General features: G+C 41.2%; 12 protein-coding genes and 1 other annotated feature. All 12 genes read right to left on the bottom strand.

Going from position 1 to position 15,523, the window contains the following annotated elements; all coding sequences use genetic code 11:
- Positions 1–88 precede the first annotated feature (88 nt).
- The 12 genes from fusA to nusG all read right to left on the bottom strand — a co-directional run bounded on the left by fusA (position 89) and on the right by nusG (position 15,273).
- The gene (gene fusA / locus IOC57_RS16855) at positions 89–2,167 is read right to left on the bottom strand and encodes an elongation factor G (RefSeq protein ID WP_207439803.1); all 2,079 of its coding nucleotides are present in this window, start codon (positions 2,165–2,167) and stop codon (positions 89–91) included.
- Positions 2,168–2,211: 44 nt separating this feature from the next.
- Positions 2,212–2,682 carry a 30S ribosomal protein S7 gene (gene rpsG, locus IOC57_RS16850; RefSeq protein WP_048677878.1) on the bottom strand — a complete coding sequence of 157 codons (471 nt, stop codon included), beginning with the start codon at positions 2,680–2,682 and terminating at the stop codon, positions 2,212–2,214.
- A 41-nt stretch (positions 2,683–2,723) separates the two neighbouring features.
- On the bottom strand, positions 2,724–3,146 hold the full coding sequence (rpsL, locus tag IOC57_RS16845) for a 30S ribosomal protein S12 (RefSeq protein WP_034305038.1): 423 nt from the start codon (positions 3,144–3,146) through the stop codon (positions 2,724–2,726).
- Positions 3,147–3,250: 104 nt separating this feature from the next.
- Positions 3,251–3,499, bottom strand: coding sequence for a 50S ribosomal protein L7ae-like protein (locus IOC57_RS16840; RefSeq protein WP_207439802.1), 249 nt, complete (start codon positions 3,497–3,499; stop codon positions 3,251–3,253).
- 290 nt (positions 3,500–3,789) lie between these two features.
- Positions 3,790–7,389 (bottom strand): DNA-directed RNA polymerase subunit beta', encoded by a 3,600-nt coding sequence (rpoC, locus tag IOC57_RS16835; protein ID WP_207439801.1) that lies wholly within the window; start codon positions 7,387–7,389, stop codon positions 3,790–3,792.
- 183 nt (positions 7,390–7,572) lie between these two features.
- On the bottom strand, positions 7,573–11,142 hold the full coding sequence (gene rpoB / locus IOC57_RS16830; RefSeq protein WP_048677874.1) for a DNA-directed RNA polymerase subunit beta: 3,570 nt from the start codon (positions 11,140–11,142) through the stop codon (positions 7,573–7,575).
- Positions 11,143–11,380: 238 nt separating this feature from the next.
- On the bottom strand, positions 11,381–11,986 hold the full coding sequence (locus tag IOC57_RS16825) for a class I SAM-dependent methyltransferase (protein ID WP_207439821.1): 606 nt from the start codon (positions 11,984–11,986) through the stop codon (positions 11,381–11,383).
- Positions 11,987–12,180: 194 nt separating this feature from the next.
- Positions 12,181–12,540: a 50S ribosomal protein L7/L12 gene (gene rplL, locus IOC57_RS16820; protein WP_034305050.1), complete on the bottom strand. Its 360-nt coding sequence runs from the start codon at positions 12,538–12,540 to the stop codon at positions 12,181–12,183.
- Positions 12,541–12,602: 62 nt separating this feature from the next.
- The gene (gene rplJ / locus IOC57_RS16815) at positions 12,603–13,103 is read right to left on the bottom strand and encodes a 50S ribosomal protein L10 (RefSeq protein WP_207439800.1); all 501 of its coding nucleotides are present in this window, start codon (positions 13,101–13,103) and stop codon (positions 12,603–12,605) included.
- A 39-nt stretch (positions 13,104–13,142) separates the two neighbouring features.
- Positions 13,143–13,293: a sequence feature (ribosomal protein L10 leader region), on the bottom strand.
- Between the two features lie 46 nt (positions 13,294–13,339).
- The gene (gene rplA / locus IOC57_RS16810) at positions 13,340–14,035 is read right to left on the bottom strand and encodes a 50S ribosomal protein L1 (protein WP_207439799.1); all 696 of its coding nucleotides are present in this window, start codon (positions 14,033–14,035) and stop codon (positions 13,340–13,342) included.
- Between the two features lie 104 nt (positions 14,036–14,139).
- Positions 14,140–14,565, bottom strand: a complete 426-nt coding sequence (gene rplK / locus IOC57_RS16805; RefSeq protein ID WP_063235791.1) for a 50S ribosomal protein L11 — start codon at positions 14,563–14,565, stop codon at positions 14,140–14,142.
- 174 nt (positions 14,566–14,739) lie between these two features.
- On the bottom strand, positions 14,740–15,273 hold the full coding sequence (gene nusG / locus IOC57_RS16800) for a transcription termination/antitermination protein NusG (RefSeq protein WP_063235790.1): 534 nt from the start codon (positions 15,271–15,273) through the stop codon (positions 14,740–14,742).
- Positions 15,274–15,523: the final 250 nt, after the last annotated feature.

Raw genomic sequence — 15,523 nt, 5'->3', positions numbered from 1 at the left:
TTAAGTATATAAGGGCTGTGAAAGAAGACTAATTCTTCCATCACAGCTTACATAAGATAGTTATACTTTAATAAGAGATGAAAATCAATTATTCACCTTTATTTTTTTTGATGATTTCTTCAGAAATGCTCTTAGGTACTTCTTCATAATGATCGAAGTGCATAGAGAATGTTCCGCGTCCTTGAGTGTTAGAACGTAAAGATGTAGCATATCCGAACATTTCAGATAGTGGAACCATCGCTTTAACCATTTGCGTGTTACCGCGGGCTTCCATACCTTCTACGCGTCCACGACGAGATGTGATATCCCCCATGATGTCGCCTAGGTAATCTTCTGGAATAACTACTTCCACCTTCATGATTGGTTCAAGGATGACAGGCTTACATTTAGATGCTGCATTTTTAAGCGCCATTGATGCAGCGATTTTAAATGCCATTTCGTTGGAGTCAACGTCATGGTAAGATCCGTCAAATAATTTTGCTTTGATGTCGACTAGCGGGTAACCAGCAAGTACACCACGGTCAAGTGAATCAACTAATCCAGCTTGTACAGCAGGGATATATTCACGTGGTACTACACCACCGACGATAGCATTTTCAAATTCGAATCCTTTACCTTCTTCGTTTGGACCAAATTCGATCCATACGTGTCCGAATTGTCCACGACCACCAGATTGGCGAACGAATTTACCTTCAACTTTAGCTGAACCACGGAAAGTTTCACGGTATGCTACTTGAGGAGCACCAACGTTAGCTTCTACTTTGAATTCGCGACGCATACGGTCAACAAGGATGTCCAAGTGAAGTTCACCCATACCAGCGATAATTGTTTGACCAGTTTCTTGGTCAGTATGCGCACGGAATGTTGGATCTTCATCTTGAAGCTTTTGTAAAGCTTGAGACATTTTGTCTTGGTCTGCTTTTGATTTCGGTTCAACTGAAAGTGAAATAACAGGCTCTGGGAATACCATGGATTCAAGAATTACTTGGTTCTTGTCATCACATAGAGTATCTCCTGTCGTAGTATCTTTCAATCCAACTGCAGCTGCGATATCCCCTGCATATACAGTAGATATTTCTTCACGGCTGTTTGCGTGCATTTGAAGGATACGTCCAATACGTTCACGTTTTCCTTTAGTTGAGTTGATTACATAAGATCCTGATTCTAATGTACCTGAGTACACTCGGAAGAATGTAAGTTTACCAACGTAAGGGTCAGTCATAACTTTAAACGCTAAAGCCGAGAACGGTTCAGAGTCGTCCGAATGACGTTCTACTTCGTCTTCTGAATCCGGTAATGTACCTTTGATAGCTGGCACATCCAATGGAGATGGAAGGAAGTCGATAACGTTATCAAGCATTAATTGAACACCTTTGTTTTTGAAAGCTGATCCGCAAATAACAGGGAAGAATTCAACATTAACGGTTGCTGTACGGATAGCAGCTTTTAATTCAGCAATGCTGATTTCTTCGCCACCAAGGTATTTTTCCATTAAGTCTTCATTAACTTCTGCTACTGCTTCAATTAACTTTTCACGGTACTCTTCAGCTAATTCGCGATGTTCTTCAGGAATTTCACCAACAGAGATATCAGTTCCTAGGTCATTACCGTAGAAATGAGCTTTCATTTCAATAAGGTCGATGATTGCAGAGAATTGATCTTCTGCTCCGATTGGTAACTGAACTGGGTGAGCGTTAGCTTGTAAACGATCGTGAATTGTTCCAACTGAATACAAGAAATCTGCACCGATTTTGTCCATTTTATTTACGAATACGACACGTGGTACACCATAAGTTGTAGCTTGGCGCCAAACTGTTTCTGTTTGAGGCTCAACACCTGATTGGGCATCAAGTACTGCTACAGCTCCATCAAGTACACGCAAAGAACGTTCAACTTCAACTGTGAAGTCTACGTGTCCAGGTGTATCGATGATGTTTACTCGGTGACCTTTCCACTGTGCAGTCGTTGCAGCGGAAGTGATCGTGATTCCGCGTTCTTGTTCCTGTTCCATCCAGTCCATTTGTGAAGCACCTTCGTGCGTTTCACCAATTTTGTGGATTTTACCAGTGTAATATAGAACACGTTCTGTTGTTGTCGTTTTACCAGCATCGATGTGAGCCATGATACCGATATTACGAGTGTTTGCTAAGGAGAACTCTCTTGCCATTTGTCTTTCTCCTTCCTTCTATAAGGATTTTATAGTGATTAATCTTACCAGCGATAATGAGCGAAAGCTTTGTTGGCTTCAGCCATTTTGTGTGTATCTTCACGTTTCTTAACGGCTGCTCCAGTATTGTTAGCAGCATCCATGATTTCATAAGCTAAACGCTCTTCCATCGTTTTTTCTCCACGAAGGCGAGAGTAGTTTACTAACCAACGAAGTCCTAGTGTCGATTTACGGTCTGGACGCACCTCAACTGGTACTTGGTAGTTAGCTCCACCCACACGGCGTGCTTTTACTTCTAATACAGGCATGATGTTTTTAAGTGCTTGATCGAATACTTCGATTGGCTCATTGCCAGTACGTTCTTTGATTAAATCAAATGCAGAGTAAAGAATTTTTTGTGATTTACCTCTTTGTCCATCAACCATTAATTTGTTGATTAAGCGAGTCACAAGTTTTGAATTATAAATTGGATCTGGTAATACGTCTCTTTTCGTTACAGGTCCTTTACGAGGCATTATATTTCCTCCTTTCAAGAAAGTTCAATTTTTGTTTGAGATTATTTTTTAGCTGCTTTCGGACGCTTAGTACCGTATTTAGAACGGCCTTGCATACGATTGTTAACTCCAGCAGTATCAAGAGCACCACGTACGATATGGTAACGTACCCCTGGTAAATCTTTTACACGACCGCCACGGATAAGAACCACGCTGTGTTCTTGTAGGTTGTGACCGATACCTGGGATATAAGCTGTTACCTCGATACCATTTGTTAAACGTACACGCGCATATTTACGTAACGCGGAGTTTGGTTTTTTCGGTGTCATAGTACCCACACGAGTGCAAACACCACGTTTTTGCGGAGATGATACGTTAGTTTGTGCTTTTTTAAAGCTGTTGTAGCCTTTGTTAAGTGCTGGAGATTTTGAATTAACCTCTTTAGACTCGCGTCCTTTACGCACTAATTGATTAATAGTAGGCATTACATTTTTCCTCCCTTCACGTTTTCATTTCTAGTACCACACATCCAGGTGGTTCATAAATGGGTAAAAACAAAGTTTTTGCAAATATAATTGCAAAAACATTTTTACTTTTTGATGGCAACAGTTGCTGCTCCGACATCAATACCACATGCTTTGCCAAGCATTCTCATCGAATCAACATATGTGATAGGAACATCCAATTCTTTAGCGGTCTCAATGACACGCCCAGTCAAGTATATATCTGCATCATCAGCGATGATAACTTCTTGAATTAAATTGTTTTTAAGAGCTCTAACTGCTTGTTTCGTCCCTATAATCACTGACTTTGCCTGTATTACTTTTTCATAAGACATGGTCCATATCCTCCAAAGTTACAGGGTAACATAGGAGCACCTTTGCTATAGTATCATTATTAGTCGGATACTGTCAACTTCTTTCAAAAAATAATTTCAGCAAAAGGTTTTCCTTACATAATTCTATTAAGATAATCAATTTGCCTAAAGGGAATATATCAAATCCTCATACGGCTTTTTATTCAACCATGAGTAATAAGAGAGACCAGCTCAATAAATCCTGATCCTTCAGTTCCCAACATACAGGAGTGCGGTTTTCAGTTTGAATTATTGAGCTGGTCCTTTTTCCTTTAATCCACTGTTACTGTATCGGCACTTTCATCACCAACAACGACAGGGTTTGCTTTTCTGTATCTAAGCATTCCTGTTCCTGCAGGAACAAGTTTACCGATGATGACATTTTCTTTAAGTCCAAGCAATTCATCACGTTTTCCTTTTATTGCTGCATCAGTCAAGACTCTGGTAGTTTCTTGGAATGACGCGGCGGACAAGAAGGAATCCGTTTCTAGAGATGCTTTTGTGATACCCAGCAATACAGGGCGGCCTGTAGCTGGTAATTTGTTGGTCAGCAATGCATCTGTGTTTGCAGTAGTGAACTGGTTAACATCCAATAATGTTCCTGGAAGCACTTCAGTTTCGCCTGCATCAAGCACACGGACTTTACGCATCATTTGTCTAACCATTACCTCGATATGTTTATCACCGATCTCAACGCCTTGCATCCGGTATACTTTTTGAACTTCATGAAGCAGGTACTCCTGAACAGTAAGAACGTCTGTAACCTTAAGCAATTCTTTCGGATCGATAGAACCCTCTGTCAACTCTTCACCGCGACGGACAGGAGTATCAACAGTTACTCTTAAACGGGCAGTGTATGGCGCAGTATATGTGCGCGATTCAACTGCACCTTGAACAACGATTTCCTGTTGTTTATCCCGAATTTCATTAATCGAAACAATCGTTCCTTCGATTTCGGAGATGACAGCTTGACCTTTAGGGTTTCTCGCTTCAAATATTTCTTGGATACGAGGAAGACCTTGAGTGATATCATCCCCAGCAACCCCACCTGTATGGAATGTACGCATTGTTAATTGTGTACCAGGTTCTCCGATTGATTGAGCGGCAATAATACCGACTGCTTCGCCCACTTCAACTTCTTGACCTGTAGCCAGGTTGCGTCCATAACATTTTTTACATACACCATGGCTGGTGTTACATGTAAAGGCAGAACGGATCCAAGCTGTTTCAATTCCAAGTGATTCAATATAGTTAGCAAGATCTTCAGTAATAAGATCGTTTTCAGCCACGATTACTTCTTTTGTTTCTGGATGTCTGATCGCTTTTCTTGCATAACGGCCCACTAGGCGCTCTTCAAGATGCTCAATTATTTCAGTACCCTCTCTCAAGGCTGAAATCTTCAAGCCGCGGTCCGTTCCACAATCGTCATCACGGATGATGACATCTTGGGCAACGTCAACAAGTCGACGGGTAAGGTAACCGGAATCGGCAGTTTTAAGTGCTGTATCGGCAAGACCTTTACGCGCACCATGTGTAGAGATGAAGTACTCCAACACTGTTAAACCTTCACGGAAACTTGATTTGATCGGTAATTCAATGATACGTCCAGCCGGGTTGGCCATCAAACCACGCATACCCGCAAGCTGCGTAAAGTTGGAAGCATTACCACGGGCACCGGAGTCACTCATCATGAAGATCGGGTTGCGTCGGTCCAGTGAGTCCATAAGTTTGGACTGAATGGTATCCTTGGCAGCACTCCAAATTGAAATGACGCGATCATAACGCTCATCCTCAGTAATAAGACCACGTCTGAATTGTTTCAAGACATTATCCACTTTGGTTTGAGCCTCAGTAATGATTTCCTGTTTTTCTTTTAAAACGACAATATCAGCCACACCAACGGTAATACCGGCTTTTGTCGAATATTTGAATCCAAGATCTTTCATCCGGTCAAGCATTTTGGATGTTTCGGTAATTTTAAAGCGTTTAAAGACTTCTGCAATAATATTTCCAAGGATTTTTTTCTTGAAAGGATCGATAGCAGGTTGAGCCTTAATCAATTCAGGGATATTAGCGCCTTTTTCCACAAAATATTTCTCTGGAGTTTTGGTTTCCAAATTATATCGTGTAGGTTCGTTAATATACGGGAATGATTTTGGTAAGATTTCATTGAAGATCAATTTACCGACAGTTGTAATTAGAAGTTGTCCGTTTTGTTCTTCAGTGAATGTTTCATTATTTAGTGACGATGCATGTACGGCACAACGGGAATGTAAGTGTACATATCCGTTTTGGTATGCAAGTAATGCTTCACTTGTATCTTTAAAGATCATACCCTCACCGATAGCGCCTTCTCTTTCCAATGTTAAGTAATAGTTACCTAATACCATATCTTGAGAAGGTGTAACGACAGGTTTACCGTCTTTAGGGTTCAAAATGTTCTGTGCTGCAAGCATAAGCATGCGTGCTTCAGCTTGGGCTTCAGAAGATAGAGGAACGTGGACCGCCATTTGGTCACCGTCGAAGTCAGCATTGTAAGCTGTACATACGAGCGGATGCAAACGAATTGCGCGACCTTCAACCAACGTTGGCTCAAATGCTTGGATCCCGAGTCTATGAAGAGTCGGTGCACGGTTCAATAGTACTGGGTGCTCTCTAATAACTTCTTCTAATACATCCCATATTTCAGGAGATAAACGTTCAATTTTTCGCTTAGCGGATTTGATGTTATGTGCTAGACCTCTTTGAACAAGCTCCTTCATAACGAATGGTTTGAATAATTCAATCGCCATTTCTTTCGGAAGACCACATTGGTACATCTTTAAGTTTGGTCCGACTACGATAACGGAACGGCCAGAATAATCAACACGTTTACCAAGAAGGTTTTGACGGAAACGACCTTGTTTACCTTTTAACATGTGAGATAAAGATTTTAACGGACGGTTACCTGGACCAGTTACCGGACGGCCTCGACGGCCATTATCGATAAGAGCATCGACAGCTTCTTGCAGCATACGCTTCTCATTTTGAACGATAATGCTTGGTGCTCCAAGATCCAGTAATCTTTTCAGCCGATTATTACGGTTGATAACACGGCGATATAAATCGTTTAAATCAGATGTGGCAAAACGTCCTCCATCAAGTTGAACCATAGGACGAAGTTCCGGTGGAATGACCGGAAGCACGTCAAGGATCATCCATGAAGGCTCATTTCCGGAGTTACGGAACGCTTCAAGCACTTCCAAGCGTTTGATTGCACGGGTTCTGCGTTGTCCTTGAGCTGTTTTAAGCTCCTCTTTCAACGACTCTACTTCCTTTTCCGTATCAATATCTTGTAAAAGTTTTTTAATGGCTTCCGCACCCATGGCAGCTTGGAATTTCTTACCGTATTTTTCACGGTATGTACGATATTCCTTTTCAGAAAGAAGCTGTTTCTTTTCTAAAGTAGTATCGCCCGTTTCAGTTACGACGTAAGATGCAAAGTAAATAACTTCTTCCAAAGCCCGTGGAGACATGTCAAGTACAAGTCCCATACGGCTAGGAATTCCTTTAAAATACCATATGTGTGAAACTGGAGCTGCCAGCTCAATATGACCCATACGCTCACGACGTACCTTAGCACGAGTGACTTCAACGCCACAACGGTCACAGACTACGCCTTTATAACGAACACGTTTATATTTTCCGCAATGACATTCCCAGTCCTTTTGAGGTCCAAAAATTCTCTCACAGAATAAACCGTCTTTTTCTGGCTTTAACGTACGATAGTTGATTGTTTCTGGTTTTTTAACTTCTCCATGGGACCAAGAACGAATCTTGTCTGGTGAAGCAAGACCAATTTTCATATACTCAAAATTATTAACGTCTAACAAGGGGCCTACCTCCCTTTTAATCTCCAGGTTTAACCCTTGATTGCCGTCAAATATCAGGCAATCTACACCGGATGATGGTTGATCGAATCAATAAGGCTCTAACGAGGCAGCATGATCTTCAAATGAACATCGTACTGCCAGTCAGAGCGGGTAATATATAACTAGATATGTTTATATTTAATTTTATTCTTTGACAGGTGCCCCTACTTCGGAAGCGACCATATCTTTAGTTTCTGAATCAAGGCTTAATTTGTCCGCTTGGTTGGCTTCGTCTTCATCTTCCAAATCACGCATTTCGATTTCACGATCTTCGGCATTGAGAATTTTAACATCCAATCCTAAACTTTGAAGCTCCTTAATCAATACTTTGAAGGACTCAGGAACGCCTGGTTCAGGGACATTTTCACCTTTGACAATCGCTTCGTACGTTTTAACACGACCTACGACATCATCGGATTTAACGGTTAGGATTTCTTGTAATGTATAGGCAGCACCATAAGCTTCAAGTGCCCATACTTCCATCTCACCGAAACGCTGTCCACCAAATTGCGCTTTACCACCAAGTGGTTGCTGCGTAACAAGGGAGTAAGGTCCAGTTGAACGTGCATGAAGTTTATCATCGACCATATGTGCCAGTTTGATCATATACATGACACCAACTGATACACGGTTATCGAACGCTTCACCTGAACGGCCATCATAAAGGACAGTTTTTGCATCACGGGACATCCCGGCTTCTTCAATCGTACCCCAAACATCTTCCTCAGTGGCACCATCAAATACAGGAGATGCTACATGAATGCCAAGTGCGCGTGCAGCCATACCTAAGTGAAGCTCCAACACCTGACCGATGTTCATACGCGAAGGTACACCCAATGGGTTTAACATGATGTCGACCGGAGTGCCATCTGGTAAATAAGGCATATCTTCTTCAGGAAGAATCCTGGAGATTACCCCTTTGTTACCATGTCGTCCAGCCATTTTATCGCCTTCATGGATTTTACGTTTTTGAACGATATATACACGTGCGAGCTGGTTTACACCAGGAGGCAGTTCATCGCCGTCTTCTCTGTTGAATACTTTAACATCAAGAACGATTCCTCCGCCGCCGTGAGGTACACGAAGTGATGTATCCCTTACTTCACGTGCTTTTTCACCGAAGATTGCATGTAATAGACGTTCCTCAGCAGTCAGTTCCGTAACACCTTTAGGCGTGACTTTACCTACGAGAAGGTCTCCGTCTTTCACTTCAGCACCCACACGGATTATTCCGCGCTCATCAAGATTACGAAGCGCATCTTCCCCTACATTAGGGATATCACGCGTGATTTCTTCAGGTCCTAATTTTGTATCGCGTGATTCAGATTCATATTCTTCAATATGAATAGAAGTGTACACATCATCTTTAACCAATCGTTCACTCATGATGATGGCATCCTCATAGTTATATCCATCCCATGTCATGAAAGCAACCAATACGTTACGTCCAAGTGCCAACTCACCTTTTTCCATTGAAGGACCATCAGCAAGAATTTCACCTTTTACAACGTTGTCGCCAACACTTACGATAGGGCGTTGATTATAGCACGTTCCTTGGTTAGAACGGATGAATTTTAATAGTCGGTATTTATCAAGGTTTCCTTTTACTTGCTGTCCGTCAACCTCACTTACCCTGCGTACCCATACTTCACGTGATTCAACGTGCTCTACGATACCAGGATGCTTACAGATTACAGCAGCACCGGAGTCTTTCGCTGAAACATACTCCATACCCGTTCCGACTCGAGGAGCTTCCGGTTGCAGCAAAGGAACTGCTTGACGTTGCATGTTCGCTCCCATAAGGGCACGGTTGGAGTCATCATTTTCCAAGAAAGGAATACATGCTGTCGCAGCAGATACGACCTGTTTAGGCGAAACATCCATGTAATCTACGCGGTCACGCGGAACAACGGTATTTTCACCGCGGAAACGTGCAACAACATCATTATCAAGGAATGATCCGTCATCTGACAATCGGACATTCGCTTGGGCAACTACATAATTATCTTCCTCATCAGCTGTTAAGTAGTCGATTTGGCTTGTAATTTTACCTGTTTCAGGGTCCACGCGGCGGTATGGTGTTTCAATGAAGCCATATGGGTTAACCTTTGCAAAACTGGATAACGAGTTAATCAAGCCAATATTCGGTCCCTCAGGCGTTTCGATCGGACACATGCGGCCATAGTGGGAATAATGAACGTCACGTACTTCAAAGCCAGCACGCTCACGTGTCAGACCACCAGGTCCTAATGCAGATAGACGACGCTTATGCGTCAATTCAGCCAACGGGTTCGTTTGATCCATGAACTGGGAAAGCTGTGAGCTTCCAAAGAACTCTTTAATGGATGCAATGACCGGACGAATGTTGATTAGTTGCTGTGGAGTGATTGTATTCGTATCCTGAATGGACATTCTTTCACGGACAACACGCTCCATACGGGATAAACCAATTCTAAATTGGTTCTGCAGCAATTCACCAACGGAACGCAGACGACGGTTACCTAAATGGTCAATGTCATCCGTGATTCCCACACCATGCAATAAGTTAAAGAAATAACTGATGGAAGAAATAATATCAGCCGGTGTAATGTTTTTGACCTGGTCGGTCACATAGGCATTACCGATGATATTGATCACTTTTTCGCCTTCAGCATCGTTTGGTGCAAACACTTTAATAGGTTGAAGAAGAGTTTCTTCTTCTACTACGCCACCTGATGGATGGAATGTTTTGAATCCGATTCCACCTTCAATATGAGGCAGAATCCTATCAAGGGTCCGACGATCAAGCATTGTACCTTTTTCAACGATGATTTCACCTGTTTCAGGGTCAATCAAAGTCTCTGCAATACGTTGTCCGAATAAACGGTTCTTAATATGCAGTTTTTTGTTTATTTTATAACGGCCTACATTAGCTAAATCATAACGTTTCGGATCAAAAAAGCGTGATACTAAAAGACTTTTCGCGTTTTCGACAGTAGGCGGTTCACCTGGGCGTAGACGCTCATAGATTTCCAGTAATGCTTTTTCTACACTCTCGGTGTTATCCTTTTCAAGAGTGTTGCGAAGATATTCGTTGTCTCCGATCAAATCGATGATTTCTTGATCTGTTCCGAATCCAAGGGCACGCATCAATACCGTGATCGGTAATTTCCTGGTGCGGTCGATTCGAACATACACAACATCCTTGGCGTCTGTTTCATATTCGAGCCATGCGCCACGGTTAGGAATAACGGTCGCAGAGAATCCAAGCTTACCGTTTTTATCCATTTTCCCGTTGTAGTAAACACTCGGTGAGCGCACTAATTGGGATACAATTACCCGTTCAGCACCATTGATGACAAATGTACCTGTTTCAGTCATCAGCGGGAAGTCACCCATAAATACATCCTGGTCTTTCACTTCCCCTGTTTCTTTGTTAACAAGGCGCACTTTCACACGAAGTGGTGCAGAATACGTAACATCGCGTTCTTTTGTTTCTTCCACAGAATACTTCGGTTCAGCTAAGCTGTAATCGATGAATTCTAACGATAAATTACCTGTAAAATCCTCAATAGGAGAAATATCCTGGAACATTTCCTTTAAACCTACATCTAGAAACCATTGATAAGAAGCTGTTTGAATTTCAATCAGATTCGGAAGATCCAAAACCTCACTGATTCTTGCATAACTTCTACGTTGGCGGTGTCGTCCATACTGAACAAGTTGACCTGTCAACTGATTCACCCCTTAAATCAAGCGTTATAAGGATCCATTTGCCTCGGAAAAGGAATCATTTCCATAGACAAAAAGAAAATGGTTTTTATTTTAAAAACCACTATTTCTCATAAAACGAACTATTATTTATATATTTTTCCCATATTATCCATTGGTTATACACCAATGGTATAAAAATTGCATAGTTACGGAATTATATATATGCATTTTATAATACTAACATAGCGAAAATTTAGAGTCAAACCTTTTTGGCTAATAGTATATAGTAACCTTTTTTCTTAACGGGCACTTCAACATTTCCAAATAATTGCTCCATTTTATCCATGGCGGATGGAGCCCCTTGTTTTTTTTGAATGACAACCCATAATTCTCCACCAGCTACCAAACTGCGATAGCTTTCTTCTAAAATTTCGTGGACTACACTTTTACCTGCGCGAATGGGAGGGTTCGTAAGAATCGCCGCGAATTGATTGGAGCCAACTTTGTCAAAACGATCACTTTCGTAAATCTTCACATTTGCAATCCCATTGAAAGCGGCATTCTCTTTTGACAATTCAACTGCCCGGCTATTTATATCAATCATTTCTATCGTTCTATCGGGATAAGCTGCCGCAATTGATATTCCGATTGGTCCATAACCGCAACCGACATCGAGAATATCTCCTTCCACAGCTTCATTAAGGTTAAAACTCTCAACCAAAAGACGCGATCCGAAATCAACTTCCTTCTTCGAAAAAACACCATTATCACTTTTGAAGCGAAAGGTACGTCCCTTTAATGTGAAATCCCAAAATTTAGGATTGCTTACGACATCCGGTTTATGTGAGTAGTAATGCTCTGTCAGAGTCATCTCCCCCTATCAGAAAGGAATATTGAAGATTTAATGAGAGAAGAGAATTGAAGAATGGATGCTTGCACGCCGGAATGTTCGAATAACGAAACCCTCGTTATCAAACCATTAACAGCTAGTTTCCGTCATTTCTTTAAAATGAAGAAAAAAAGCCCGCCAGTGATAGCGAGCTTTTTGTTTATGCAAGATTACTTAACTTCAACGCCAGCTCCAACTTCTTCAAGTTTAGCTTTGATTTCTTCAGCTTCTTCTTTAGAAGCAGCTTCTTTGATTGCTTTTGGAGTGTTGTCAACAAGTTCTTTCGCTTCTTTAAGTCCAAGACCTGTAACTTCACGTACAGCTTTGATAACTTTGATTTTTTGATCTCCAGCAGATGTAAGGATTACATCAAACTCAGTTTTTTCTTCAGCAGCAGCGCCACCAGCAGCAGCTACAGCTACAGGTGCAGCAGCAGTTACGCCAAATTCTTCTTCGATTGCTTTTACAAGGTCGTTTAATTCTAAAACAGTCATATTTTTAACTGCTTCAATGATTTGATCTTTAGTCATTTTTATTTCCTCCTCGAAATGGTTGGTTTTTTTTGAATCAGTAGGCTATATAAGCGGTTAGCTTACGCGCCTTGTTCTTCTTTTTGCTCTGCAACAGCTTTTGTAGCAAGAGCAAGTCCGCGCATAGGTGCTTGAAGCACGCTGAGTAGCATTGAAAGTAGGCCTTCGCGTGAAGGTAGTTCTGCAAGAGCTTTAATTTCTTCAGCAGTTGCAACATTTCCTTCGATAACTCCAGCTTTGATTTCTAAAGCTTCATGTTTTTTCGCAAAATCGTTAAGGATTTTTGCTGGTGCAATAACATCTTCAGTTGAGAATGCAATTGCGTTTGGTCCTGTTAATGATTCGTTCAAAGTGCTAAGTTCAGCACTTTCAGCAGCACGACGAGTTAAAGAGTTTTTGTAAACTTTAAACTCAACGCCAGCTTCACGAAGTTGCTTACGAAGTTCTGTTAACTCAGCAACAGTCAATCCGCGGTAGTCAACAACTACTGTAGATTGGCTTGCAGTTAATTTACCAGTAATCTCAGCAACGATTTTTTGCTTTTGTTCAATAATAGCGTTCATCCTTACACCTCCTGTAGATTTGCTTGAAAACATTTATACCGTTTCAAAGAAAAAGCCTTCATCTCTATTGCAGACATGAAGGCAGTAATTTCAAAAGTCATAGTCAAGGACTATTATTATCGAATTACCTCGGCAGGGAATTAAGCTCGTAATGAGCACCTACTGTCTACGGTACAAATGATATTCATTTATTCACAACAAAACTTATTATAACAACAATAGTTTTGGAATGTCAATTATTTATTGAAAGTAGAAGGATCAACTTTCACACCAGGGCCCATAGTAGTTGTTACAGAAACGTTTTTCATGTAAGTTCCTTTAGCAGCCGCAGGTTTAACTTTCATTAATGTATCATAGATAGTAGTGAAGTTTTCCACTAGTTTAGCATCTTCGAAAGATACTTTACCGATTGGAGCATGGATGTTACCAGCTTTATCTACGCGGTATTCAACTTTACCAGCTTTGATTTCATTAACAGCTTTTGTTACGTCGAATGTTACTGTGCCAGTTTTAGGGTTAGGCATTAATCCTTTAGGTCCTAATACACGGCCAAGTTTACCAACTTCACCCATCATGTCTGGAGTCGCAACGATTACATCGAATTCGAACCATCCTTGTTGGATTTTGTTGATGAATTCAGAATCGCCAACGTAGTCAGCACCAGCAGCTTCCGCTTCTTTTGCTTTTTCACCTTTAGCGAACACTAATACGCGTTGAGTTTTACCAGTACCGTTCGGAAGCACAACAGCTCCACGAATTTGTTGGTCAGCTTTCTTAGGGTCTACACCTAAACGGAAAGCAACTTCAACAGTCGCATCGAATTTTGCGAAGTTTGCTTTTTTAGCAACTTCGATTGCTTCAGTTACAGCATAAGCCTTAGAAACTTCTACAAGCTTAGCTGCTTCAAGATACTTTTTACCTTTTTTCGCCATGATATAAATCCTCCTAAATTGTGGTTTTAACGGAATGACCTCCCACGAATAAAGGTTGCGAGTATCAATCGCAACCCCGTAGAAACAAATAGCAATTACATGGATTAGTCTTCGATGACAATACCCATGCTGCGAGCAGTACCTTCAACCATACGCATTGCAGCTTCAACACTTGCAGCGTTTAGGTCAGGCATTTTAGTTTCAGCAATCTCGCGCACTTGATCACGCTTGACTGTAGCAACTTTTTTACGGTTAGGTTCACCAGAACCAGACTCTATACCAGCTACTTTCTTAAGCAATACTGCAGCCGGTGGAGTTTTTGTAATGAATGTAAATGAACGGTCTTCAAATACCGTGATTTCAACAGGAATAATTAGACCAGCTTGATCTGCTGTACGAGCGTTGAACTCCTTACAGAATCCCATGATGTTTACACCAGCTTGACCTAATGCAGGACCGACTGGCGGTGCCGGATTCGCTTTACCAGCAGGAATTTGCAATTTAACCATTTTAATTACTTTTTTAGCCACGAGACACACCTCCTTATAAGTCCGTGATGTGGTAATAGGGTAATACCCTCCCACTCATCTTGAATTCTTTATATATTAATAAAGAATGCTTGTATCGTTGAGGCCTAAAAATTGAAACATACTGACCTTTGAAATTTTACCACTTTCAAAAGGCAATTTCAAGTTTTTTTCCGTTTATAATTTTTCCACTTGATTAAAATCAAGTTCAACCGGTGTATCACGACCGAACATATTGACTAGGACCCTTACTTTCCCTTTGTCTTTATCTAGTTCTTCAATCGGCCCTGCAAAGGTTGCAAATGGTCCTTCTTTAACTTGAACCGTATCACCGAGTTCAAAATCAACTTCGATTTTACTTTCATCCACGCCCATTCGTTTAAGAACGACTTCAATTTCTTCCGGCAGCAACGCAGTCGGTTTTGACCCAGCTCCAGATGAACCTACGAAACCTGTTACGCCAGGCGTATTCCGGACAACATACCATGAATCATCCGTCATGATGATCTCAACCAATACATACCCCGGAAAAACTTTCTTTTTGGTCACTTTCTTTTTGCCATCTTTCACTTCTGTTTCTTCTTCTTCTGGAACTACAACGCGAAAGATCTTGTCTTCCATCCCCATAGTTTCAACACGTTTTTCCAAGTTAGCCTTAACTTTGTTTTCATAACCTGAATAGGTGTGAACTACATACCAATTCTTTTCCATGTGTTAGGACTTTAACGTCCTTCCCTCCCTGCAATCAATCATTTTCTTTATTAATCTTTATCTTTGAACGTTTTAGCCAAAAAACAATACCGGCGTCATCCCGACTTAACTAGAATATATTATGATGATTCATATTACAGCAGTGCTCAATTTTAATCTTCTTCACTTCTTAAAAAAGACAAATTAAAAAACCCGTTTCCGGGCTTTTCTGCTGACACATATTATTCTATCACTATTATACCTTATTTTC

Origin of the sequence: Bacillus sp. SD075 (assembly GCF_017355165.1) — a bacterium.
Taxonomy (GTDB): domain Bacteria; phylum Bacillota; class Bacilli; order Bacillales; family DSM-1321; genus Peribacillus.
This window is presented reverse-complemented; position numbering and strand designations above follow the sequence as displayed.